This is a genomic window from Cyclobacterium sediminis (genome assembly GCF_054781075.1).
Map to the genome: position 1 here is coordinate 167,766 of NZ_BAAGVC010000004.1, position 25,304 is coordinate 193,069.

General features: G+C 37.0%; 19 protein-coding genes. 8 read left to right on the plus strand and 11 right to left on the minus strand.

Annotated elements, in window-relative coordinates; translation table 11 throughout:
• Positions 1-30: 30 nt before the first annotated feature.
• The 4 genes from ACYVHJ_RS08190 to ACYVHJ_RS08205 form a co-directional block, all read right to left on the minus strand.
• Entirely contained in the window at positions 31-1,503 is a 1,473-nt protein-coding gene (locus tag ACYVHJ_RS08190; RefSeq protein ID WP_460513962.1) for a RagB/SusD family nutrient uptake outer membrane protein, read from the minus strand.
• A 32-nt stretch (positions 1,504-1,535) separates the two neighbouring features.
• Positions 1,536-5,015, minus strand: coding sequence for a SusC/RagA family TonB-linked outer membrane protein (locus ACYVHJ_RS08195; protein ID WP_460513964.1), 3,480 nt, complete (start codon positions 5,013-5,015; stop codon positions 1,536-1,538).
• Positions 5,016-5,132: 117 nt separating this feature from the next.
• The gene (locus ACYVHJ_RS08200) at positions 5,133-6,134 is read right to left on the minus strand and encodes a FecR family protein (RefSeq protein ID WP_460513966.1); all 1,002 of its coding nucleotides are present in this window, start codon (positions 6,132-6,134) and stop codon (positions 5,133-5,135) included.
• Positions 6,135-6,325: 191 nt separating this feature from the next.
• Positions 6,326-6,949: a sigma-70 family RNA polymerase sigma factor gene (locus ACYVHJ_RS08205; RefSeq protein WP_460513968.1), complete on the minus strand. Its 624-nt coding sequence runs from the start codon at positions 6,947-6,949 to the stop codon at positions 6,326-6,328.
• A gap of 385 nt (positions 6,950-7,334) precedes the next feature.
• Here ACYVHJ_RS08205 and ACYVHJ_RS08210 point away from each other — a divergent pair, with 385 nt between their 5' ends.
• The 3 genes from ACYVHJ_RS08210 to ACYVHJ_RS08220 all read left to right on the plus strand — a co-directional run bounded on the left by ACYVHJ_RS08210 (position 7,335) and on the right by ACYVHJ_RS08220 (position 9,170).
• Positions 7,335-7,817, plus strand: a complete 483-nt coding sequence (locus tag ACYVHJ_RS08210; protein WP_460513970.1) for a hypothetical protein — start codon at positions 7,335-7,337, stop codon at positions 7,815-7,817.
• A gap of 148 nt (positions 7,818-7,965) precedes the next feature.
• The gene (locus tag ACYVHJ_RS08215) at positions 7,966-8,304 is read left to right on the plus strand and encodes a hypothetical protein (protein WP_460513972.1); all 339 of its coding nucleotides are present in this window, start codon (positions 7,966-7,968) and stop codon (positions 8,302-8,304) included.
• A 173-nt stretch (positions 8,305-8,477) separates the two neighbouring features.
• Positions 8,478-9,170 carry a phosphatase PAP2 family protein gene (locus tag ACYVHJ_RS08220; protein WP_460513974.1) on the plus strand — a complete coding sequence of 231 codons (693 nt, stop codon included), beginning with the start codon at positions 8,478-8,480 and terminating at the stop codon, positions 9,168-9,170.
• A 169-nt stretch (positions 9,171-9,339) separates the two neighbouring features.
• Here the strand turns inward: ACYVHJ_RS08220 and ACYVHJ_RS08225 are convergent, their stop codons facing one another.
• The 7 genes from ACYVHJ_RS08225 to ACYVHJ_RS08255 form a co-directional block, all read right to left on the minus strand.
• On the minus strand, positions 9,340-10,929 hold the full coding sequence (locus ACYVHJ_RS08225) for an endonuclease/exonuclease/phosphatase family protein (RefSeq protein ID WP_460513976.1): 1,590 nt from the start codon (positions 10,927-10,929) through the stop codon (positions 9,340-9,342).
• A gap of 21 nt (positions 10,930-10,950) precedes the next feature.
• Complete coding sequence (locus ACYVHJ_RS08230) at positions 10,951-11,853, minus strand: metallophosphoesterase family protein (RefSeq protein ID WP_460513978.1); 903 nt, start codon at positions 11,851-11,853, stop codon at positions 10,951-10,953.
• 4 nt (positions 11,854-11,857) lie between these two features.
• Entirely contained in the window at positions 11,858-13,648 is a 1,791-nt protein-coding gene (locus tag ACYVHJ_RS08235; protein ID WP_460513981.1) for a RagB/SusD family nutrient uptake outer membrane protein, read from the minus strand.
• A 19-nt stretch (positions 13,649-13,667) separates the two neighbouring features.
• A complete protein-coding gene (locus ACYVHJ_RS08240) occupies positions 13,668-17,129 on the minus strand; it encodes a TonB-dependent receptor (protein WP_460513983.1) in 3,462 nt (1,153 codons plus the stop codon).
• A 443-nt stretch (positions 17,130-17,572) separates the two neighbouring features.
• Positions 17,573-18,772, minus strand: a complete 1,200-nt coding sequence (locus tag ACYVHJ_RS08245; RefSeq protein WP_460513985.1) for a FecR family protein — start codon at positions 18,770-18,772, stop codon at positions 17,573-17,575.
• Between the two features lie 97 nt (positions 18,773-18,869).
• On the minus strand, positions 18,870-19,409 hold the full coding sequence (locus ACYVHJ_RS08250; RefSeq protein ID WP_460513987.1) for a sigma-70 family RNA polymerase sigma factor: 540 nt from the start codon (positions 19,407-19,409) through the stop codon (positions 18,870-18,872).
• A gap of 617 nt (positions 19,410-20,026) precedes the next feature.
• Positions 20,027-21,646, minus strand: a complete 1,620-nt coding sequence (locus ACYVHJ_RS08255) for an ArnT family glycosyltransferase (RefSeq protein ID WP_460513989.1) — start codon at positions 21,644-21,646, stop codon at positions 20,027-20,029.
• Between the two features lie 326 nt (positions 21,647-21,972).
• On the opposite strand from ACYVHJ_RS08255, the gene ACYVHJ_RS08260 reads away from it, so the two are divergent.
• The 5 genes from ACYVHJ_RS08260 (at position 21,973) to ACYVHJ_RS08280 (ending at position 24,879) form a co-directional block, all read left to right on the plus strand.
• Positions 21,973-22,764, plus strand: a complete 792-nt coding sequence (locus ACYVHJ_RS08260; protein ID WP_460513991.1) for a tetratricopeptide repeat protein — start codon at positions 21,973-21,975, stop codon at positions 22,762-22,764.
• Between the two features lie 603 nt (positions 22,765-23,367).
• Positions 23,368-23,562, plus strand: a complete 195-nt coding sequence (locus tag ACYVHJ_RS08265) for a cold-shock protein (protein WP_460513993.1) — start codon at positions 23,368-23,370, stop codon at positions 23,560-23,562.
• Positions 23,563-23,596: 34 nt separating this feature from the next.
• Positions 23,597-23,791 (plus strand): cold-shock protein, encoded by a 195-nt coding sequence (locus ACYVHJ_RS08270; protein WP_014022331.1) that lies wholly within the window; start codon positions 23,597-23,599, stop codon positions 23,789-23,791.
• Positions 23,792-24,072: 281 nt separating this feature from the next.
• Positions 24,073-24,471, plus strand: a complete 399-nt coding sequence (locus tag ACYVHJ_RS08275; protein WP_339900795.1) for a VOC family protein — start codon at positions 24,073-24,075, stop codon at positions 24,469-24,471.
• Between the two features lie 27 nt (positions 24,472-24,498).
• Complete coding sequence (locus ACYVHJ_RS08280; protein WP_460513996.1) at positions 24,499-24,879, plus strand: nuclear transport factor 2-like protein; 381 nt, start codon at positions 24,499-24,501, stop codon at positions 24,877-24,879.
• Positions 24,880-25,304: the final 425 nt, after the last annotated feature.

The following is a 25,304-nucleotide window of genomic DNA, read 5'->3' on the forward strand; positions in this document are numbered from 1 at the left end:
CCCTCTTTTTTACTTTAATGGATGGCTATATTACTTCAGCCACCAAGTCATTTCATTGATATGGTCATTACCTTCACCAAACTGTCTGCTAATGGCATCAGTAACATTGCTGGCGTTGTAATTGTATTCTGATTGTGGATAAATCCATCGGTAAGGAACTTCCACCCCTGCAGGCCTTCTGAAGGAAGGATAGCCACCTGTTCTTAAGTGATCAAAGAATGAGGTCCATCCTAACTGGAAGAAAGATTGCAAATATTTTTGCATGATAATCAACTCCAATTGTTCCTCTTCAGTCTGGGCCATTGTAAAGTCATTGATGGGCTTGGACAGATAGTCTTCCGCATCCTGTTCACCTACAAAGGAAGAATAGTTCTCTGCATACATTTCGTAGAACTTAAAAGAAGCCTTGACTGCAGACTCATATAACATGCCTGCATCTGCATTGATCCATCCTTTGGTTGCAGCTTCTGCAAGAATCAATTGTTGTTCGGAATATCCCAAAAGGACATAAGGCTCATTTACAGGATCTTTATGGTATCGTTCATTTACTTTTGAAACATTTCCTTCTGTGGCTTTTTCATTTACCTCAGCATAAGGCGCTGCTGGATCTCCTCCTTCATAAGCAGAAAAATCATTGAGGTCTTTTCCTGCCTCTTTAGCGGATTTGGTCTGCGTACTGTATATGAACAACCTTGGATCTTCACGATCCTGTAACCTTTTGATAAAGGTGGAATCCATGTACATTCCAGAGCTGAAGCTACTTGAATTAAATGTTGGATACCGGTTTCCTTGTTGATCCAAAAAGACCAATTGCCCACTTTCTTCCACACTTTCCATCAGCGGCTCATTTTGATAAATAGAAGCAAACTCGCTTCCATCATTCATTCCGTCTTTTTCAGATAAGGTCAACAGAACCTTTAAACGAAATGCATTGATCAACTTCCTCCAGCTATTAACATCTCCATCATAAATAATATCTCCTGCAATAATGGTATTGTTGGCAGCTAATAAGTCATTTGCTTCCTCCAACTCCATCAAAATTCCTTCGAAGACAGTCTCCTGATCGTCGTAAACTGGTTGGTAATCTTGTTCTGATTCCCCCATCAAAGCAGAGGTATAAGGTATATCACCAAAAGTCAATGTCAGGTTATAAAAGTAGTAGGATTTAAAAAATTTACCCAAAGCAACGTAGGTAGGTTCTCCAATTCTCTCTCCTTCTTCCATCATTTTGGTAACATTTCTCAATGTTCCGAAAGACCCGTAGCTTCCACGGTCCCACTTATAATATTGATTTGTATTTTCTCCATCTGTTTGTACAAGCATTTTCAATGCATACAAAGGTGAAGTCCCCCGAGAATCTCTGAATACATCCCATTCAATATTGGTCAACAATAGTTGGGGGTGCGTTTCTGTCGGTAAATTAGGATTGATATTCATTTCCTCCAAGTCCTGACAAGAGGCCAGCCCAATCAACAATAAACCTATAACTAATATATTTTTCATTTTATCTATTTTTACTTAGTCCGGAAAATCTATTAAAAGGTAGCTCGTAGCGTGAAACCTACATATCTTGAAGAAGGGTCCTGCAAGTTGTTATCATTTCCATAGTCAGGGTCCAACAAAGGCATCTTTTTCCACATGGCCAGATTATAACCATATATAGATAGATCTAGATTCTTTATTTTTTCTGAAGTCATGATATTCATCAAGTCATAAGACACTGATAATCTCCTTAATTTAAAGTAAGAACGATCATATACATTCGCGAAAAACGAGTTTTCTTCCTCGGTAACTTGAGCTCTATAGGGATAAATTTGTGACCAGGTTTGCCAGCTAACAGCAGTTGTATTTGGAGAATATTCTCTGCTATCAGTAATAATAGCTCCATTTACATCCCTTACTAGTTCACCTCCGGTTACCACAACACCTTCAGGTACGTATACAGGTTGCCCTGCCGCATATTCCTCATCTCTGTACAATACAGAGTTTGGATGTTTACCACCCCACCACATTTTCTCTATGGTCAGGGATCTTATCAGGCCACCCCAAGCACCATCTATGTCCATATCAATCCTAAAATCTCCTACCTTAAACTTATTTTGAAGACCCAATCTCCATGATGGATTCAGATGACCAATTTTAGTTGGATATGGATCCCTGGTAGGCAAGCCAGTATTGGCATCAAGGATCACCTGGCCGTCAGCACTTTTCTGCCAAACAGTAGCGTAATACGCATCAGACCTATCACCCACAACGAGATTTCCGAATTTCTCATTGTTGGCATAGATTTCGGTAATTTTCTTCACATACCTGGTCCAATTAAGCCCAATATCCCATGAAAAATTACTTTGTGCTATGGCACTGAAATTAACCATGGCCTCTAAACCCTGAGTAGTGTATTCATTGCCATTAACTTTCCTAGAACTAAAACCTGAAGCTTCAGAAATACTTAAATCAATGATTTGATTTTCATCCAAAATCCTGTAATAGGTACCTTCAAATGTAAATCTTTTCTGAGCAAAAGAAGTGGAGAAACCAGCCTCAAATGTAGTAGACTTTTCAGGCATAATGCTGTTGTTTACCAAACCTGATGGATAGTAAACAGAAGGAGTAGCTCCATAAGTAACACCTTTTTGATAGGTAGAGTAAATACTGTAAGGACTTAAATCACTAGATACCTGTGACCAAGAACTGTAAACCTTCAGGTAATCCATTGCTTTTGGCAATTGAACAAATTCTGAAAGCATAGCGCTCAAAGATGCTGAAGGGTAAAAATAGGAATTGGTAGAAGTAGGCAGGGTGGATGACCAGTCATTTCTACCGGAGAAATTCAAAAATATTGAATTCCAAAAATCAAAATTAACCGAACCATAGGTACTTCTTATGGCTTTCTCATCAAAATAATTGCTTGCCTGCACAGGTCCTTGTGTATTACTTAAACTATAAATACCGGGAACTATCAAGCCATCAGAAGAGGCATACTCTTGCTGATATGTTCTATAAAATATAGATCCACCGGCATTTACCGCGAAAGAAAAATTATCACTAACAGTTTTGTTATAAGAAGCAAGAATATCCGTATCCAAGTTCAAACGGCTATTGTTCCACATTTTGTAATCCCCATTTCTTGAATCTCCGTAGTTCATGTAAGATTTTGGGCTTTGCATGTCAGAAAATACCCTGTACTCTCTGGCAGAAACCCTACCTTGAATATTAAAATTATCTGAAACCTGATAATTCAACTTTAACTTACCATCAAGGGTATTCTGGTTGTGCTGTTGGTTCAACTCATGAGCGGCAAAATATACATTATTATACCAGGCATAATTGTAATTGGCTTGTCGGTACCCTTCTAGTCCGGGTACATACATATGATCTCTTAAATCTTGACCATTCACATCATCTCCCATCCAGATCAAAATGGTATACATATGGTTTTTTGGTCCATAACCATACCTAGGGTAATTGGGAGAATAAACTTTGTTATAACTTAAAGTTGCATCTAAAGTCAATTTATCCGTTAGGTCAAAAGAACTATTGAAATTCAAACCACCAGTATTAAGCGCCGTATTAGGAACCTGCCCTTTTTGATAGGAATAATTCCCGGAAAAGTAAAATCTGGACTTTTCACCTTGATAAGCAATGGAAAAATCATTTTTTGAAACCACTCCGGTTTTCAAAAAGTCATTTAGGTTGTCATGTCTTTTCCATTCAGTCGGTACCCTTTCATACAAGGACTTATCATCGTAAATCGTACCGGCTACATTTCCATACCAATCAACCGTTTCTCCAGTTTGTATATTTCTAATTGGACTGTTCCATTGAGGAACCATCACACCTGGTTCAAATTTAGGACCCCAAATCATGTCCCCATCGGAAATACCACCATCTGCACCATCCCAGAATTCATACTTACCATTGGAACCATTACCGTACTCAGTTTGGGTTTCCGGAAATACAGTAAATCCTGCTGTTACCATATTACTGGTAGATGCGGTAACAGTAAGTCCTTCTTTTGAAGCATTTTTTCTTGTAATTAAGATGGCCCCATTTTTTCCTCTAGCACCATAAAGTGCCGAAGCCGCTCCACCTTTAAGCACGTTGATACTTTCAATGTCTTCAGGAGATATGTCAAATAAATTGGTTTCTACAGGAATTCCATCCAATACAATCAATGGAGTCTTACCTCTCAAAGAAAATGATGGCGACTGGAAAATACCCGTAGGATTGGTCACCGTTAAACCTGCTACCTGACCGGAAAGTGCATTACCAAGGTTCATGGTTCTTGCTTCACCTAAAACCTCGGTATTTACCTCCTGTGTAGCATAACCCAGCTTTTTCTTTTGCTGCTTGATACCAATGGCAGTGACCACCACTTCATCAAGATTTTGCTGGTCTTCTTCCAATACTACATCAATTATTGACCGTCCATTAACTGATTCTTCTAAAGTAGCAAAACCTATAAAGCTGAACTGAAGGATAGCATTTTCATCAGCCCGAATGCTGTAATTGCCATCAAAATCTGAAATGGTTCCCTGCAAAGTTCCTTTTACCTTAACTGCAACTCCCGGCAAAGGAAGGTTGTCCGTTCCTGATGTAATTTGTCCCTTAATATCTATTGGGGCATCTTCTGTATTTTCTTCACCTTCATTGTTATTGCGATGACGGCGTACAGAAATATTATTGTTTATCTGCTGAAAGGCCAATCCTGTATCTTCACTGATCTCCAAAAGAGCGTCCTCTACGGAGATTTTCTTGTGATGGATAGAGATTAGCTCATGTAAGAATTCATCGTTTTCATGTACTGTGAAATGAAATTCGGACTGATCTTCAATTTCTTTAAATACATCAACCAGTTTTCCCTTGTTAAAGGAAATACTTACAAATACTTCATTGATTTTTTTAGCTTCAATTTTTTCTGCATGCAGTGCATTGGAGAAAACTAATTGTAGCAAAAAACCAAGCATGACATACCTTGTCATTTTTAGAATTAGTGGTAAAGGTTTTTTTCTCATAATTTAACTTGTTAAAATACTGTATCGGCATTAAAAGATTTAGCAAAATAAATTTTTAAACATTTGCTGATAAAAGTTTCAGAGACTTCAAAGCATTAAGCCTTTGGTTCTGAGGGTTTAAAATTGAATTGTTACCTGATCGTCGTTTATTTCATAGGCGAATTGTTTAGCGTATTGCAAGTCCATTAATATATTTTTAAGAGATTCCTTTTTGTAAACAGTGCTCACTTTCCAGTCATTGGGTTTTCTGCCTTTTACCTTAATATCCACACCAAACCAACGTTCAAGTTTTACCTTTACCTCCATAAAATCAGCATATTCAAAAACAAGTTTCCCTTCTTTCCAACCTGCCACCAATTCAGGGTTAAAGGATGATTTTACATAGGAATCTTTTATATTATCCACTTGTAATTCTTTTCCCGGTAATAGTAATATGGGTAGTTTTTCGCTGGTTGGGTTTTGAATTTCTACTTCTCCCTCAAAAAGGGAAATTTTCATTGTTTCATCGCCCGGATAGGCATTAATATTAAAAATGGTTCCGAGTGCCTTGGTGGTTACACCATTACTTTCTACAATAAATGGTTTGTTTACATTTTTAGCTACTTCAAAATAGGCTTCTCCCATCAGATAAACCTTCCGCTCTTCACTATTAAATGCTTTTATAAATTTGATACTAGAAAAACAATTTAAAAATACCACTGATCCGTCAGGAAGTGTATGTTTGGTTTTCTTTCCGGCAGGATTGGCGAGAACTGTATATTCTATTACCTTATCTTCTTCTTTTTCTTGGTTTGCTGCAATAAAATAATAAAATCCACTGTAAAACCCAAAAATAAACAATATAACAGCGGCATACTTTAAGAAAGTATTGTATGAGAAAGAATTTTCCTTCTTTTCTACCATTCCTTTTTCCCAGATGTCATCAATTTTTGATTTAGAGATAGGCTTCTTGGAAGCAAGAGATTGTTCCTTCCATAATTTTTTTAGGGTTTTTAAGGTTTCATAATTTTCCCTACTTTCTAAAGCCCAAACTTCTAACTCTTCAATTTCCTCCTTGCTTGCGGTACGGGCCAGCATTTTTGCCAGAAGGACATCTATTTTATTTTCGTTCTGTCTCACATATATAAAGACAACCTTAGCAAAGAAAAGGCGTAACGGGTTGAATTATTTTTATTAATAATTTTTGTAAGGTAATCTAGGGTATGAAACTGTAAACTGAAGAAATATAAGACAAAACCTATTACTAGCTGTTAATGAGTATTCTAACCTTAAAAACAAAAAAAGAAATCAGCAATTTCAGGCTAAAATTTTTATACGAAAGCTTTTTCCACCTTTCTCTTTTCCTCAGCAATTTTCTTTTCTTTACCATTGATCTCTAGGTAGCTTTGAATTCCTAATCTCATATCCTTAATGGCAAGCTCTAAATGCTTTTTAACCGTTTTTTCGGTAATTTCTAAAAGTTTAGCTACTTCGGCTATCTTGAGGCTATCTTCCTTAATCATTTTAAATACTAACTTTCTTTTGCAAGGCAAGCCCTCAACCAATGTGGAATAAAATGCTCTTAATTCATTATTCAAAAGCTCGTTGAGGGGCTGTGAATAATCACTTGTGCTCACATGATCCATTTCTGATGAGATGGTGAAGAGATTAGGTTTGTTATTGTTCCTCTTTATTCGGTTTAGACATAAGTTTTTTACAGAAAAATAAACGTATCCATCAAAGTTTTCAATATCCTTTAATTGAACATGCTTTTTAAGGAGATTGACAAATACATCTGAAACCACATCTTCGGCCTCTTCATAAATAGGTAAATAATACAAAGCGAAGGAAACCATTTTTTCATGGTATCTTTTGAAGAGCTCACCAAAGGCTTTTTTATCGGCATTCACCGATATCTGAAAAAGAAGATCCTTATTGCTCAAAGCACTGTACATATTAATAATTTCTATCCTTTCAAACCGAATTACTTATCAAATAAAACATTTTAATACCGAAAAAAAAATAATTTTAAATACATTATTTGGTATTTAACAAAATTAAAACAATTTATTTACGTTGTTTTTAGTTATTTCACCATTTATTAACCTAAAATTAATACTTCTAAAAGATCGATACTTTTTCATCCTATTTATTTAAGAATGATTTTTGCTAACCTATTCATACTAAACTTAAACCATAAGGATTTAAAAAGTATGCTAAGCTTTATACAGTTTCTTTTCATTTTTAATTAAAAGCTTCCATTTCCATAAGAACTGTGAAAACTTTAGTAATCAAACCATTTAAAATCAAAAAGTAAACCACACAGAAAACCCTAAAGCCATGGACATTAAACATTTTCTCATCACTGTATTATCAGGAATTGTCGCCACTGCGGTAATGACAATCGTAATGTATATATACACGATTCTCTTTAAACATTTTACCAAGGTAATCCATCTGCTAGGCTGCATGATTTCCGGAGATCAGAAATTACATTCACCAAGTAAAGGTGCTTTAACCTTAGGGACTTTTGCTCATTTTGGCGTAGGTGTAATATTCTCTATGTCCTATTACTTACTGTGGAATTGGGGAGTATTTGAAATCAACTTCTTCGATTCGGTAATTATAGGAGGGCTCAGTGGTATTGTGGCAATTGTGGTTTGGAAATTTTATCTTAAACTACACCATTACCAACCTGAAATTTCCCAAAATCATTACTTCTTTGCCCTATTTATCGCCCATATAGTCTTCGGAATTGTAAGCGTAAATACGTTTTTAATGATTACCGATAACCCCGAACTATGGTATCAACTGACCAAATAAAATCCAAGGAATAATTATTTTATTGGAATAATAAATAAGTCCAATTAAAACCGCTAAAGCATTTTTTCATAGCCGTACACTTCCAAAAAAAGTTTTATGGCATATTTCTTGAATTACAATCACTGTTCTACAACTTAAGGAAACAAAAATGGATTATTTATACATTGTTATCGTATCGATTTTAATCGTGTCGGCACTTATGATTGTCTTGCTGACCAACACCAAAACCAGCAACAATATTATTCTTCAAGGAAATAAATTGACCATTTTCCATCCCTTAAAAAAGGAGGATATCAACCTTGATGCTGATCTGCAAAAATGGAATGTCCAAAAAATTCAGACCTTATGGCGCGGGAAATTCTATTCTTTAAACCTCCAATTAAAATCAGGCAAATGGAACAGGTTATACTCAAGGTCCTTTACCGGGAAAATTGCCCCAGTAATTGAATACCTTGAAAACACCTCTCCAGAAAAGAAGTCAAACTAATCTTTAATCTTCCTATTTTTGAAGCCACCTCTCAGGAGAAATGGCAATTAACTTAGCTATTAATCTCGGTTATATTCCGGGTAAAATTTCTATTAGCAAAATCAATTTTTTAAAATTTCCATAACAATGGTTTAACCGGTTATTGTTAGCTTGTGCTTACCTTTTCATTAGTTATGAAAAGAAAAAAGACCCGCGCAAAAATCTATTTTAAAGCCTACCTTTACATTATTATATCGGCCTGTCTCTTGCTCCCCTTCTACGAAAAAGGACAGTTTGAATTGATGGTAAACGAAAATCATTCTCCCCTCCTTGACTTGTTCTTTGCAGGGATTACTCATTTGGGTGATGGCGCAATAGTGATTCTTCCGATCTTAGCCATGCTTTTGGTCAAATACAGTTTTTCAATTTTTTTAGCTTGGTCCACGCTTATTCATATGTTTCTGGTGACATTAGGTAAAAGGGTTCTTTTCCATGGCATGCCAAGACCCGCAGAATACTTGAAAGGTTTTGACTTTTATACGGTGCCGGGGGTTCCCATGAGCCATTGGAATACGTTTCCCTCAGGGCATACCACAACTGTCTTTATGCTAACATGTGCTTTGGCCATGCTCAACCACAAAAGGAAAAATTACCAAGTGGTATTATTGGGTATCGCTATTTTAACCGGTTTTAGCAGGGTATATTTAATGCAACATTTCCTTCCGGATGTGATTGCAGGTTCTGCTCTGGGTGTTGCCTCTGCTTATGGAGGACGTTGGCTAACCATTAAGTACTTCTCAAAGAAAAAATACAGAAAAAGCCTTTTCCCAAAACGAAAAAAAGTACTTGGCCAAGTAAAATCATCACCGGTAACCAGTAAGCTATAGAAAGGCCTATAGATGAGATATCGAACATTAAATTAGGGAGCTTGGAATTTTTAATACTATGAAAGCGGTCTTGCACAAAAGCAACAAATAATTATAAAAGGCCGGAATAGATTACAACGAACTCCTTTCCGGCCTTTTAATAGCAAAAGTTAACCTTTTATTTTAAAAATTATTGGTAGACAAACTCAGTAAGAACAGCTGCATGGTCGGATGGGAACATCACAGGGTGTTTATCCACTACCTTGGAATCTACCATTTTCAATTTATTTCCTTTATAGAAAATATAGTCTATTCTAGGCCTAATATAATCACTACCATCACCTCGGTAAAAGGGCCAATAGGTAAAGCCCGGGGATTCAAGTGGGTTGGGATAAGCCTCTCTAAAACTATCGACAAAACCTGCCTTTTCCATTTCTAAGGAAACAGGCCATGCTACCTCATAACCATGATGAAGATCTTTGGTAGCAGAAGTCCAGTCCAGATGAGACTCAACATTAAAATCACCTGACATTATTATTGGCGTTTCATCTGCAGATTGAAGGTATGGATTAATTTGCTTAAGTATTTCCACCACTTCCTTATGTCGCGTTTCACCTTCAGCAACAATAAGTTCCTTAGGGCTAAGTTTATCTTCTACCAAACTTTTTTGATAGTCTGGCAAATAATGCAGCCAAGTATCCAAAACCACTAATTCTTTATTACCGGGCAAATCCAACAATACCCCTCCAAAATTAAAAGGCCTAAAGGCTTTAATGGTATTTTTCACGGGGTATTTGCTTAAGATAGAAAGATTTGAACTTATCAGGTAAAAGTGGTACCCAAGGGCATCAGCTATCTCTTCTACAGAACCATAGGTCTCTATCAGCGTAATGATATCCGGATGATGTGATTTGATGGTTTCGATAACCCTTTCTAATCCTACCTGTTTGCCAAATCTATGTCCACCATGCCAAATATTCCAAGACATTAATTTAAAACTATCACTTAACACTGTTAGGTTTTTCTTTTGTGGATAATGTTTTTGGTAGGCCTGAACCAAAGTTTCCCTTGTTAATCCACCATTGACAATAGCAATATTGTCCAGATAACCATTAAATGCTTCCCACTGTCCCAGATAATCCCAGTTGCCTGCTGTCCCTCCAAAACCAGTTTTCAATTCACTTTGTAAATTTCCTAGACCGGGAATATTATAGATTCCTTTTTGCTCTCCATCAAAAAATAAGTAGAGATTCTCTGAAGCACGATCTATCGAGAAACCTATCTGGTGCCAATCTCCATCATTTATCTGCTGATGAGCCAAGGTGGGTTGATAAACATACTCACTTTTTCCATCACTGATATATAGCTCCCAACCACCATAGAGCGTTGCGTTGATCATCCATCCTTTTTCTTCTTTACCTATTGCCTTTTTGTTTCCAGCAAGTATTGAACCCTGGAGGGCATTTTTCTTGGTTTTAACCCAAAATGAAACCCCAAACGAATCACGCTCTCCATATGGAAGCTTCAGACTTTCCTTGATTAGAATGGGCATCCTGAGTGATGCATCATTGGTAAGGTCAAGTGCTCTTCCCTCAAGTCCGGGTGCAAACCTTCGGACTTGGGTGTCAAAAACCACACTCGGTTTAGCCTGACTTACTTTGGTCTCGTAAAAGGGTGAGTCTTCTTCAAATTCAATTAACACATCTTGCCCATACACATGAAGCACAGCAAACAAGAATAGGCCAGTTAGGCTTAGGACCGCATTTACCTTCAAATTCATATTTTTTTCTTTCGTCTTGAACTAGATTATTTTTTGATTGTCCAATAGGGAATAATAGTTATTCTCCAGTGAACCATCCGAATACAGCTTTAATATGGCAAATCCGGGTGGTGTTTCCTGGTAATAAAAAGCATTGGAAGAGCGTTCATCTCCTTCTCCCCACCAATAGCCACTCATGGAGCCATTGCAGAAATATTTGACATCATTGTACCAAACACTGTCTAAAAGGTGCTGGTGTCCTCCAAGACAAACCTTTACCTTATCTTTGTATTTATGAAACAAAGCCTTAAGTTTCACCAGATCTCCGTGCTGGCCTCCTTCCCAAGAACCGGTTACAGATAAGATTGGGTAATGAGACATCAATAAGACAGGAGTATTGGAAGCTAATTGCTCCAATTCTTTTTCAAGCCATTGATATTGTTCTTCGTCCAATGTGGTTCCTTTGTTGTTACCATCCAGCACTATGAAATGCCATCCTCTTTTTCTAAAACTATAATACCTGTGAGGAATTCCAAGTCGCTTAACCACATAGGGAATGCCATACATTTCATCCTCTTCCTTATTTTCTACATCCCACCATGGATCATGGTTACCTATACAACTGTACATTTCAAAAGCTGAAGCACTATTTCTGAATTTATCCCATACTTCCCATTGCTGAATTACTTTCTCTCGACTTGTACCATCGTAGGATGCATCCATAATGGAGTCTCCTCCATTAAGAATAAAGTCAGGTTTATGGTCTGTAACTTCCTTGAGATAAGTTATGGCCCTTTCAGGAATGTCATTTCCAGAAGTAATGTGAACATCTGTGATATGTGCCACGGTGAGTACCGGTTTGGGCTTTCCTATAGCAACAGCAGGTGCAGCACTCGCTGCAACCACTGTTGATGTATTTCTTAAAAATTTTCTTCTATTCATCATTATTTTATTTCCAAAATTGATTTTGAACTAAATTGCTATTTAAGATTAACTGTTGTTGGGGCAAGGGACGATAATAGTATTTTGGACCAATAAATTGAGGGACATTATTCTTATTCTTTGTAAAATTAATAAAACCATGGTCTCCTTCTGACAAGTAAAAGCTCTGGGCTGATCCGTTTTCATCTTTTAAATAATACATGGACAAATTTTCTTTTACTTCTGTAGATAATTCATCGAGTGGAGATTCCATTCCTGGAGCTTCTAAAATGGCAATGTCTTGCAGACCATCACCTGTGACATCAAATGCTCCCAATTGGGGGACATACATTCCTTGTTGGCCTCCGTCATATACTTCCCCTGCTGCCCATCTTAAGATATCCTGATATCGCAGGCCTTCACAGGCCAATTCCACCCTTCTTTCTCTTCTAATCTCCAATAATACTGCATTTCCTGCAATTTGAGGGTATCTGGAAGCAATAAGCTCATCTATTGATAACTTATCCATTTGCATGTCAGGCATCCCTGCCCTGGCTCTCAGGAGATTCACTGATTTGTTCAAATCATCTTGTGTAAGCAAGCCTAATTCCGCTTTGGCTTCAGCAAAATTCAATAGGGCTTCTGCAAACCTGAATATGGGCAAATCTGTAAAATTCAGGTTCCAGCCTAACCTTAAAGCCTCCTCGGGATAGAATTTTGCCTGCATGTACCCACCAAAATTGGGACTGGTTCTGGCTGGTTCTCCATCATCAGTTGTTTTAAAACCTGGGTAGGCTATTGTTGCCTTCATTCTTGGGTCACGATTTTCAAATACCTCTACAAAACCCTTTTTGTCCCATCCCGGAACCTTACTAAAAAAAGTACCATCTGTCATAAGGTAACTGTCCACAAGGTTTTTACTCAATGACCATTGCCAATTGTATACTACGTGAGAATTATTTCCCACACCTAGTTTTTGGTCTGCATCTGCATAAAGAATCATTTCATGATTAGCGGATAAATCTGCACTTCTGAAAATTCCGCTGTAGTCTTCCGCCACATTTCCGGTATTGTAAATTTCCAGTGAACCGGCATCTATCAATTTCTTGGAGGCTTCCATGGATACATTTAACCAATCATTAGCTGTAGCCCCAAGGTTCAATTCCTCATGGTATTTCCTAAATGTACCTTCAAACAAAGATACTCTGCTTAATAACAGAAGTGCTGCCTCATTCGTTATTTTGGTTTTGTCACTTCCCGGTAGGATATTTGCGACAGCAAAGTTAAGGTCCTCCAATACCTTGTCCATAACATCCACTCTTGAATCTTGCGTCTTGTACAAGAGTTCTTCAGCATTGTCAGTAAGGTCAATGGTGTACCAAGGAACATCACTGTACCGTTTTACTTTTTCAAAATAATACCAAGCTCTAAAAAATCTTGCAATACCTATATAATGGTTGATTTCTGCCTGATCCCCCTGCACCCTGTCTGCACGGCTCAACATATAATTAATTCTTCTAAGATCTGACCAATCTGACCAACCTCCAATATTTCCTTCATTTAGACTCCCGATAAGCAACTGATCTGTCTCTGTACTACCGGTATAAAGCGATATATTATCAGTTCCAAGGTCTTCATAAGAGTAGCGCAATTGCGCATAGAGCCCATTGGTATATGTTTCCAAATCCGTTGCAGTATTGAAAAACTGGTCGGCAGTTATGTCCGTATGTGGATCCCTTTGCAGGAAATCATCATTACAAGCGCTAAATGTACTTCCCAGGGTTGCTACTAGGAAAAATTTATAAATAGTCTTTTTCATGATTTATTTGAATATAAACTTAAAGGGTAAAATTAACTCCTAAAGAATAAGTTCTTTGGAATGGATAAGTGGTGGTATTGCTGCTTCCTCCTGCACCTACTACTTCAGGGTCAAGTTTAGCTTTTAAATGAGAAACCTCGAAAAGGTTTTCTCCGGAAAAATAAAGCCTCAGGTTTTGAATTTTTAAACGGTCGAGCATCGCTTTAGGAAAGGTATAACCTATGGTTAGGTTTTTTAGACGTACATAGGCTGCATTCTGCAAATACCTCGTTTGAGGAATACCCAATTCAGACCTGTCTTCTGCAATGTATGATTTCACTCTAGGGAAATAGCCATCCGGCGTTTCCGGAGTCCAATGATCCAGGTTATGGGCCTGGACATTTGTCCATGGCTGAGCATAGACTCCCCAGAAATAATGGTTAGAAGCCTCGGGATACCAATCCTTTTTCCCCACACCTTGAAAAAACATTCTAAGGTCAAACCCCCTCCAGTCTGCAGACAAATCTGCACCATAGGAATACCTTGGCGTGGTATTGCCTATTTTCTTGAAATCACCATGATCTTCTAAGGTCCAGTCCCCCCTGTCGATCACCCCATCCCCATTCAGGTCAGAAAAGCGAAGGTCGCCCACATAAAACACATACCCTTGGTCATCAGAACCCACAGCAGTCTGGTCTAGTTGGTCTAATTCTGCTTCGGACTGGAAAAAACCATCATTGGTAAGACCCCAGATTTCACCGATGGTCTGCCCCTCATAATAGTCGTTAAGTAAACCCGTAGGGTTGTCGTATTTTAGAATTTCAGACTGATAATCTCCTAAATTGAATCCAACACTGTAATTTAATGGAGTACCAGCCATAGCTATTTCATCTCTCCAATCTAACCTCACTTCAAAACCCCTGGTTTCAAGGTCTCCCGCATTGATTTTCGGTTCGCTTGCACCAAGCACTGCAGGGAGGGTTTTTCCTTTGACCAACATATCCTTTGTCAACCGCGAAAAAACGTCAGCCGTAACACCCAATTTTCCATCCCAGAAACGCAAGTCTATTCCTAGGTTTTTACTTTGGACAGATTCCCATGTCAAAGAACCAGCCACTAAGCCTGCAGGAGACACAGTCTGAGGCCTTTGCCCACCAATAACCTGCCCTATTTGTCCGGAACCCATGGAAGGTATATACCCATAATCTGCTACCGATTGATTACCGAGGGTACCATAGGATGCTCTAAGCTTCAAAAAATCTAATTGTATGCTTGATTTAAGGGGTTGAAGAAACTCCTCTTCAGAAAGCACCCAAGCCATTGATGCAGAAGGGAAAAAACCGAAACGGTCTTCTTTTGGAAAACGCGATGAGCCATCGTACCTGCCATTAAACTCTACTATATAGCGGTCGTCAAAAATATAATTCATGCGATAAAAAACCCCTCTAACAGCCCAGTCTGAATAACCTTCATCTCCATTCCAATCTCCTGTTGCCAAACCTATGCTAGGTAAGTTGGTCGTAACCAAACCTCTTCTACTGGCCCATAAATTTTCGTATATTCTGCTTTCCTGATTGAATCCTGCCAAAACTTTGAAAGCATGAACAGTATTGAACGTTTTGTCAAAATCGAGGTAAATATTATAGATAGTATGTTTGACAGCAGAGGCATTAGACTGAGCAAAATTAGGATTTGCTCCTCTGAACTGCACAGGCTGATCGGGTCCTGTTTTATAAGGTACAGCCATGTCATATGCTTTGCCATAGGAACTTATCCTCCGCAAAGTAGCATCTCCTTTCAATTGAAGAATGTCTTTTACCAAATTTGCTTTAATATCAAATTTGGTCATAATATCGTTATTGTCGGCAATATTTCTTCCGCCTTCTTGTAGCCTACCCAAAATCTCTGCTCCGGCTGAAGTCCAACTTCCATCAGGGTTCCTAGGCACATCAAGTGAATTGGTTCGGTTTACATTATGGAAAAACAACCATTCATTATAATAAGGTCTGTCATAGGTCGTATTGGCATAAGCCGTATTGTTTCCCAATGTAAGCCAATCGGTAAGCTTCATTTCCGTCTTGGCACGTAAATTAAATCGCTCATAGCTGTCGTTTCCATATTTAAGCATCCCATCTTGCCTGTAGTAACCCCCTGAAAAATAATAACTCAACTCTTTGTCTTTCTTTGACACGGAAAAGTTGGCAGAATAACTAGAACTCTTGTTTTTATAAACTTCTTTCATCCAGTTGGTCTGACCAATATACTGGTAGTAATCAGGATTGCTAGGATTCAAGATTACAGAAGGCAGGCTCGGATCCTGTGAACGTTCCAAAGCATAAGCCCTGCTTTCTTCAGGATAAAGGTTATACAATGGCCAGGCCGCTTCGTGCTTATATTTCATTGCCTGGTAAGGATCGGTTACTATGTCTGGGATATCCCCTAGCGTTCGCATACCATAGACCAAGCTGCCATTTACCTTTATTTCTGAAGAAGAAGCTCCTTTAGTAGTGATCAATACTACCCCAAAAGCTGCACGTGCACCATAAATGGCAGCAGACGAGGCATCTTTTAATACCGAAACACTTTCTATATCTGAGGGATTGATATTTGTAAGCTCTGAGGAAGTTACCGGTACGTTATCTACCAATATTAATGGGCTTCCTCCATTTAATGAGGTAAGCCCTCGAATATTAAAGGATGGACCATCTCCGGCTCTTCCGCTATTTCGTGTAATATTTAAGTTTGGAATGAGCCCTTGAAGACCTTCTCCTAAATTGGGTATTTGCCGATTTTCTAATTTTTCAGCCCCAACCATGTCTACTGCCCCACTGAGGTTTTCTTTCTTGGTTTCTCCATAACCTATTACAACAAACTCTGCTAAATCGGATGCACTTTGGCTCAGTACTATATCAAGTGGTTTGTCATTACTAACAACAATTTCCTGGGAAAGATACCCTATATAACTAACCACTATAGTGACCGGAAGATTATTGGATCTAATTTTGAAACGTCCATCTAGATCCGTGATCACTCCTTTTTCCGTGCCTTTAATTAGGATTGTTGCTCCAATGATAGGGCTTTGATCATCCTTGTCACGCACAACACCTTCAATGTCTTGATAAATTACTCTGGAAACCTCTTCGCTTTTTCTTCGGACTACTATGGTATTGTCCTTAATCTCATAGTGTAAAGGTTGATCTTTAAAACAGGCATCAAGGACATCAGTTATTGAGGCATTTTCAAAATTTATACTTACTGGTTCGGCTATTTTTAGCACATCAGATGAATATAAAAAACTAATGCCCGTCTGAGCCTGAATATCTTTTATCACCTCAATAAGAGAGGCATTTTCTTTGTGAATACTAAGTTTTTGAGCAAATACGTTGGCAAAAACCTGTAAATAGGTTGATAAAACCAGTATTAAGGTTATCTGGCAAAACCACCTTAATTTAGCAGGCATACCTCTCCCGGTACTGTTCCTTTTGGATAGTGATCGATACATATTATACGGTCGGTTGGATTGTTTTAGCTATTGTTTTTGGTCACTCAGAGATCAAGCCTATCCATTAAAATTGGACAAGGTATCTGTAAATCCCTTTAATATCCTAATGAACAGAATTACACATTAATGGATTGGCTGTTATTTTCCTGTTTTATACCTAACAATTGCCCAGAATTATATCCTGAGCATTCAGGTTTTTATTATTCCTAATGTTTTAAATCCTGTTTAATAGAATTTACCAATTTGATCAATAGCATATGGTTTAACTAAGTAAATTATTATTTTAATTTAGGTAATGGTAACAATATTGTTCGAATCAAGCAGGTGGATTGCTTCCTTACACTCAATTCTTACTGTTACTTTTACCTCCTATATTCATTTCGTTAAATTGGGGGAAGGATAAATCTTCTTACATAGGCCTTTAATTTTATATGCGTATCAAATTATTTTACTGTAAGCTTATTAGCTGAGTTGAGGATGAAAGTCACTTCTCCTGTCAATTGCAAAAGATCCAAAACGGCTGAGATTTCTAGATCCTGGGAAATCTGACCACTGAATTTCTTTTGATGGACTGATGAAGCAAAAGATACATCCACGCCATACCAACGCCCAATTTTTTTCATGATGTCTTCTAGATTTTCCTCCTCAAAGACAAACATTCGATCTTTCCAGCCTATAACTGAAGCAATATTCGCTGACTTTACCTTTATGGGCAAGTCAACTGAATTGCTTATAGCCTGAAAACCGGGAGTTAGCTTCACATATTGATTTGTAGTACCCACCTTAACTTCCCCCTCTATTAAGGTAGTTGCTATATAATCTTGATCCGGGTAGGCAGAAATATTAAATTCAGTTCCCAATACTTCCACACTAACTTCCGGTATACTTTCATTTTCTTTAAATACATTCACTAAAAAGGGACGCTCTATATCTTTGGCAACTTCCAGATAAACCTCACCTCGAATACTTATTTCTCGTTTCCCTTCTTCGAATTGGGAAGGAAAAATAATCTTTGAGTCAGCATTTAACCATACTTTGGTCCCATCAGCCAATTCTAGCATATACCTCCCTCCCACAGGTGTAATCAATTGGTTGAATTCAATTTTACTATTTTCTTTTTCTCCATCGGAAAAAGACAGTTTGTCTTGGTGTACTTGAATGGACATGCTATTTTTATTGATAGTCATGCTATCCATTTTTCCTAGAACCATTTCTTCCCCGTCGCCTAAGATCAAAACTGCCTTATCTTCTCCCGGTTGTACATGAATGGGTCTGCTACTGGCCTGAAAACCAACATCTTCAACAGCATTTATTCCAAACCTGAAATATAAAGCGGATAGCAAAAGCCCACAAACCAAAACCGCAGCATATGGCCACCAAGTGGTAACCTTTTTTTCTTGAAGCGAATTTTGCTGAATTTTGCTTGCCACCTTATTCCAACCTGCTTCTGTATCCAAATTGTCCAGTCTATTTAAACTGCTATGCCAATCATTTCTTTTTCGGCCATGCAAAACAGCATTCTGAAATTTTTTATCTGTTGAAAATAATTGGTCAAAAAGCTTTTGCTCGGATTTTTCCAATCCATGGAGTGCTTCTTTTTTTATCAGCTCCAGATGTTTCCAATTGATTTTTTCTTGAATCAAATTTTCTACTTGTTTGTAGGTAAGACAACTTAAAAACAAAAAAGGGTGTCTCCACCCTTAATATTTTCCGAACTTAATTTTAAATTAATATATTAAATCAGAATTTAACATAAGGATAATATAGGGATATCAACACAAAAACCATCTCAGATAAACGGGGCTTTAGAAGGGTTAAGGCTCTTTGGCGCTGTGATTTTACTGTATTTATTGATATTTGGAGTGTCTCTGCCACCTCACTATATTTTTTACCCTTGATAAATAGCTCCCGTGCTACTTTGCGACATTCCGACGGTAAATCATCTATAGCAGCATGGACTTCCGAAATTAGTTCAGCCTCAAGGATAGTATGCAATACAGGCAGGATATGCTCTTCCGGCTGGTTATCATTTTCAAAGGCCTGTTTCACCTTAGTATGTTTTAAAAAATTAAGAGATTTGGTCTTTACCGTGTGGTACAAATAGGACTTTAGGCTTTCATTGGAACTGTCCTGGATTTCGGCCCTCTTGTCCCATAGTTTTACAAAAGCCTCTTGCACTATATCCTCAGCTATAGAATCCTGACCAACATAACGATTAGAAAACAATACAAGCCTTGAGTAATACGTTTCAAATATTTCCTTTAGTAATTGCTGATCCATTTCGTTTATATTTAAGGCAAAACTATTCCTAAACTTCCTAAGGGTAAAGAGAAAATCATAAGTTAACTAAAATTTAATGGAATGGACTTAAGCCTTTACATTTTACTTTCGGTTTTGTTTTAAATATTTAAAGCTTACTTAAATGTTTTCACAAACAATTTACTGTATCCCAACTAAAATACAAAATTTTAATTAAGTCAACCTACTTAAACTAATAGGACCTAATTTAAGATTCTACTAAACGGACTCGACTGCCAGCAATCCTTTCAAAAAAGCAATCATTTAAATCACTCTGCAGCTATTTAGCGCTTTACCTTCTCTATAAAGAAACAATCATAGGCCTCTCCCCTATTAAATAAACTTTATTGCTTTGAATCAAACCCATTTTATAACCAACCATTCCTATTCGAAATTCATCATTAATTGTTTCCTTTCAAGTAATCGATTGCCTTAAACGATGTTCACAATACTTACTAGCCTTTCCCTAGAAAACCTACCCTTAACCTTTTCAATAAATCATTTTAAACCTATTTGCTCTATTCAGGCTACCGAAAATTTTTAATATTGCTAATACAAGCTTTCCAAAATATAATGAAGGCTTATAAATTATATGGAGACTATTGCCGAATGGATAGTTCTTCTTCGTAGACACGCATAATAACTGTGACTGAGCCCTCAAAAAGATCTTCTCCTTCAAATACTTTGGAAGCTTTGATCCCTATTTCCTCCAATTCATTTAGGTTTTTGTTATTGGTTATGATTAGGTCTCCGGCCTTGGGTGCATACTTAGGATCTTCAATGGATAGTATTCTTTGTTTACTATTGAAAACAAAAGCAGGATTAAATGCTCGAAAATAGTATAGCTGATTGTTATTTACCCAAAGATTATTAGATTGAAACACAGGATTTTTTGTATCAATATTAGGCAAGGCATCATAAAACAGCAGCCCGGTAAAACAGATATAACCCAAACAACCCAATAACCAGCTTTTTTCATATTTTTTATATAAACACAGGAAAAGACCAATACAGCCTAAAATTGAAGGTATAAAAAACCAAATCGATAGCCCATTTATCTCAGGTATAACATGCTTTAATTGAGGTAAAAATAAAGTCAGAGGGATAATAAATATTAACAAGCAAGCAAAGATAGAGGGAGCCTTAAATTTGCCAGGGCTAAGGTTTGCAAAATACCAGCCCACCATAAGGGCAAGAAATGGGTATACAGGAGCTGTATAATTTGGAAGTTTGGTACCAGAAACCATAAAAAACGCTATGGTAACAGTAGTAAATAGTAAAGCCAAAACTATTATGACCGGAGGTTTCTGTAACTTAAAGACTTTAATTATAGCAGGTATTAAAGCAGCAATCCCCGGTATAAACCCTACTGCTACAAAAATAAGTGTGAGCAATGCCCCACCACCATGCCCTTCCATGGCTGAAGAAAACCGGTTAAGATTATGGTGAAAGATAAATTCTTTTAACCAAACCCCTTTGGTTTGGATGGAAATAAGGACATACCATGGAAGAGAAATGATACAATAAATTAGAAGAGCCTTAAAATTCACCACTTGCTTTATATGAAACCCTATTGGTCTTTTGTCCAATACCATATAAAAGAATACAGTCAACCCAATCAAAACTACTGCAACAGGCCCCTTACTCAAAGTGGCAAAAGCCAAAAACAAAGCTGCTGCATATAAGTAATATCTGGTTTTAAATAGCGTGCTGACATACCTTTCATAGCTGATAATTGTCAAAAAAAGGAAAGTGATTAAAAATGGATCAGGAACTGCCAGGTGAAATTGCAATTGCCAATGAATGGAAGACAACAAGGCTAAACCTGCATAAAAGGCTGCCTTTCTACCAAAAAGCTTGTTTGAATAAATGTATACAAGTACAAAACATATAAATCCTGCCATGGCAGAAAAAAACCGAGCACCTATAGCGTTTATTCCAAAGATTTCATACCCAATAATAAAAAGGTGGTAATGTAGTGGCGGCTTATCATACCTTGGTAAGCCATTGAAAGTAGGCAGAACCCACTCCCGGTTTTGATACATTTCCATAGCTGCAGCAGCATTTTTGGCTTCATCCAAAATGTAAATACTATATGCTTCAATACCCATGAAATGAACAAACAGGCCGGTAAGAATAAAAAGGTATGGAAACCATTTTTGCTCATAAAAATTCATACCTACAAAGAAAACAGGACCTCTTTTAACGGTACCAAACAAAATATTATCCTAATGTTAAATTATTGTATAAAAGGGAGGAGAATACTTGAAAGGAATAGGATTAGTAAAACCCTATGGCTACTAACCTTACCAGTACAACCAAAAACAGCTAAATATATTTTTGTATTGGGTAAATTTAGAATAACAACCTTGATTATCTTAAGTTTCTAGAAAAACCTAAATATTTAGGCCTGTAAAATGGTAAATACGGTTCTTTATTCTAAAAAATTAGGTCTACTCTCTTTATTTTATCAAAAAACTTGCAAGATTTAATTTAACCCCTTATATTAAACTAATTAATTAATATTTATAAAGTGTTAATGCCTATGCCTTTACGTATTGTTTTTATTTGCTTCCTTTTAACTGGTTGTTTTGGGAATTTTAAAACCGGAGAACAACTCTATAACTGTGGTGATTATAAAAAAGCTATCGACGAATTCAATAAGGTACTCTTTGTAAGCATTACAGACCTCAAATCCCTACACCTTAGGGCACGTTCTTATGAAGAGTTAGGTGAATTGAAAAAAGCAGAAGCTGATTACAGAAAAATTTTAGCCTTAGATCCGGAATATGCCTATGCTTATACCGGCATTGCAAAGCTCGCATGGGATAAAGGACGTTTTGTTGAAGCAGAGAACAATCTATTGAAGGCCGCAATGCTCGCCCCTGAGGACTATGATGTTTTGCTATTTTTATCAAGAGCCATGATAAAGAACGGTCGCCATAAAAGTGCTGTTGAATTCCTGGACTTGGCCATCAAGCTGAAACCTGAGGAGGCAACGCCACACTACTATAAAGGTATTGCCCAAGCACATGACGGTGACGGACTAGGGCTGATCGTTTCACTTAACGAATACATTAACCTGGAACCCAACAATATCAGCGCTTATTATAACCGAGGTTTTGGTTTAATGACATTTGGTTATTATGCCTGGGCCGTTGAAGATTTTGACAAAGTGCTGGAACTGGCACCCAAACACTATGACGCATTGGCTAGAAGGGCCATTTGCATGATGAAAAAAAATCCTAGGCAAGCCTGTTTTGATTTGGAAACTGCAGCCATGAATGGAAATGAATTTGCCAAGCAACACCAAGGAGATTGTAAAGCTTACAATTGATCAATTCAGGACTAAAGGTTTTTCAATCCTATATTTCCAGAGCAACACAATTTAACCAAATCAGGAAATGTGCCAATTTTACAAAAAATTTTCAAAATAAATTAGTTTATTATAATATAAAACCATTACCTTTATGCCATCCAAAATATAGTTTGGTGCAATAAATAAGCAAGTGCACTGCAAAAGGCAGTGAGCAGTATACGTAAAAGTAGTATTTTCCTCTAAGAATTTCTCCCAACGTTTCCGATAGTTCATTAAATCAGAGCTATTCCCTCAACATTTTCTTTTTTATTGAATTAAGTATTATTTAATTCTTTTGTTATAAATAAACATCGAAAAAAATCAGCAGGATCTGATCATTTTGTTACCCTTAGATTAAGTGTACCGGAATTTTTAAAAGCAATCGTGTAAGCAATCGAGCTTTAAGGTTTAATCGTATTAAAGTCATTGTTTAAGCATCAATATTTGTAATAACATAGGTCAAAACTCTATTTATAAAATTTAAGAATCAAAGTATCCATTTATTGCAATACTTTGCGTAAAAAATACAAGACCACTCTCCACAAATAAAAATTATTTTATCAATACAATACATCAATACTAATGCAAAAAGGAATAGTAAAGTTTTTCAATACAGAAAAAGGTTATGGATTCATTACCTCAAAAGATTCAGGCAAAGATATCTTTGTCCACAACAGTGGTTTAATCCATGAAATCATGGAAAACGACGAAGTATCATATGATACTGAAGAAGGAAAAAAAGGACTTAACGCGGTCAATGTAGAGCGCATAGATTAATAACAACAACACTACAATTAAAACGAATAAAACAATGCAAGAAGGAACAGTAAAATTTTTCAACGAAGAAAAGGGATACGGATTTATTACACCTAGTGATTCAGGTAAAGACATTTTCGTACACAATAGTGGTTTGATCGATGAGATCAGAGAAAATGACAAAGTATCTTACGAAGAAGAGCAAGGTCGTAAAGGTCTTAACGCTGTAAACGTTGAGGTAATAGGTTAATAAAACCAATCCTAGAAAAATTAAGAAGTGGTCACAAAATGATCACTTTTTTTTGTACCCTACCTAATTTACCTAAATCATTCGGTAATTAATTTGAGCTATATCAGACTTGCAGAGGCCACCATATAATAGCCTCAATTTAAGCAATCCAATGCTTCTTTGCATTTCATACATGCAGCATGGCTAAAGTTGTCGCAATCACCCCTAACTCTGTCGGATGAACACTGCACAATTAAAATTATTTTTTCGGAAATTAGATTTACACTAAAAATTATTATTCTATGCCACAAGAACTATGGTTAAATCTACCGGTTAAGGATCTTAATAAAACAAAAGCATTTTTTTCTGAGCTTGGTTTTGAAAAGCTAAGGGATGCCCCCGAGATGGTCGGGTTTAAAATTGGTGGTGTATCCGTTTTAATGGTTACAGAAACTCGGTTTGAAAAATTTGCACTGAATAAGGTTACAGATACTTTAAAAGGCAATGAGTTACTTATATCCATAGGAGCCCCAAGTAAAGAATATGTAAATACCATGGCTGCAAAGGTGGAAGCAGTTGGTGGTACTGTATTTTCTAGGCCCGCAAAAATACAAGGTTGGATGTATGGTTTTGCGTTTTCGGACTTGGATGGACATCGCTGGAATTATCTTTATATGGACTTCGATAAAATGAACCAGTAATTTCCAATGCTTAAAATTTAAGAAATAATGACAAAATTGACCAACGCCCCGGATTGTGGGAACTCCCCGAAAAAGAAGTTTCTTAAAACTTTCAATGAATCTTTTGCAAACGGAGACGCAACTTTTATTTGTTCACATGTCGGTGAAGACATAGTGTGGAAAATCCATGGAGACAAATCTATCAATGGCAAGCAAAACTTTAATAAGGAAATCCACTCCATGAAACATAATATTGCAGATGAATTAATCATTCATTCCATCATCACACACGGAAAGGAAGCCTCAGTCAATGGTGAAATTAAAATGGGAAATTCGATGTATGCTTTTTGTTATGTCTATCGGTTTACCTCAGCTGCTAGTACACAAATTAATGAAATTCAATCTTATGTTATTCAAACTGCTCGTTAAACGAACAACCTCAGTAAAACTTCTTTAATTAGTCAATTCCAATAAACCTTTAATCTAATAAGAGTCCATCACTTTTTAGGACATTGGCCTTTAGTAAGCTCAATAGTGAAACAGGCTTTTCGCTAATGCCATTGGTTCCTTACTCTTGACTAAAACCTATTATCGGTAGGCTTAGTGAGAAATTTGAGTAGAGGAAGTCGTGGGAACCTCCTAGAAGATGAGTCTGCTTCACCATTTTCTAGCTCAATAAGCCCCAGGGAGGGTTAGCTATGACGATTTAGTCGTTTATAAAGACAATTTAAATTGAGTTGGCTTTATTGTTAAGCAAGATAGTGCCTTTCAATATACCCACAATAGCAAATTTATAATGGCTTATTTTCACTTTCTTTAACAATAATTGTAGTTCAAATTTTTTGACTAGCCGG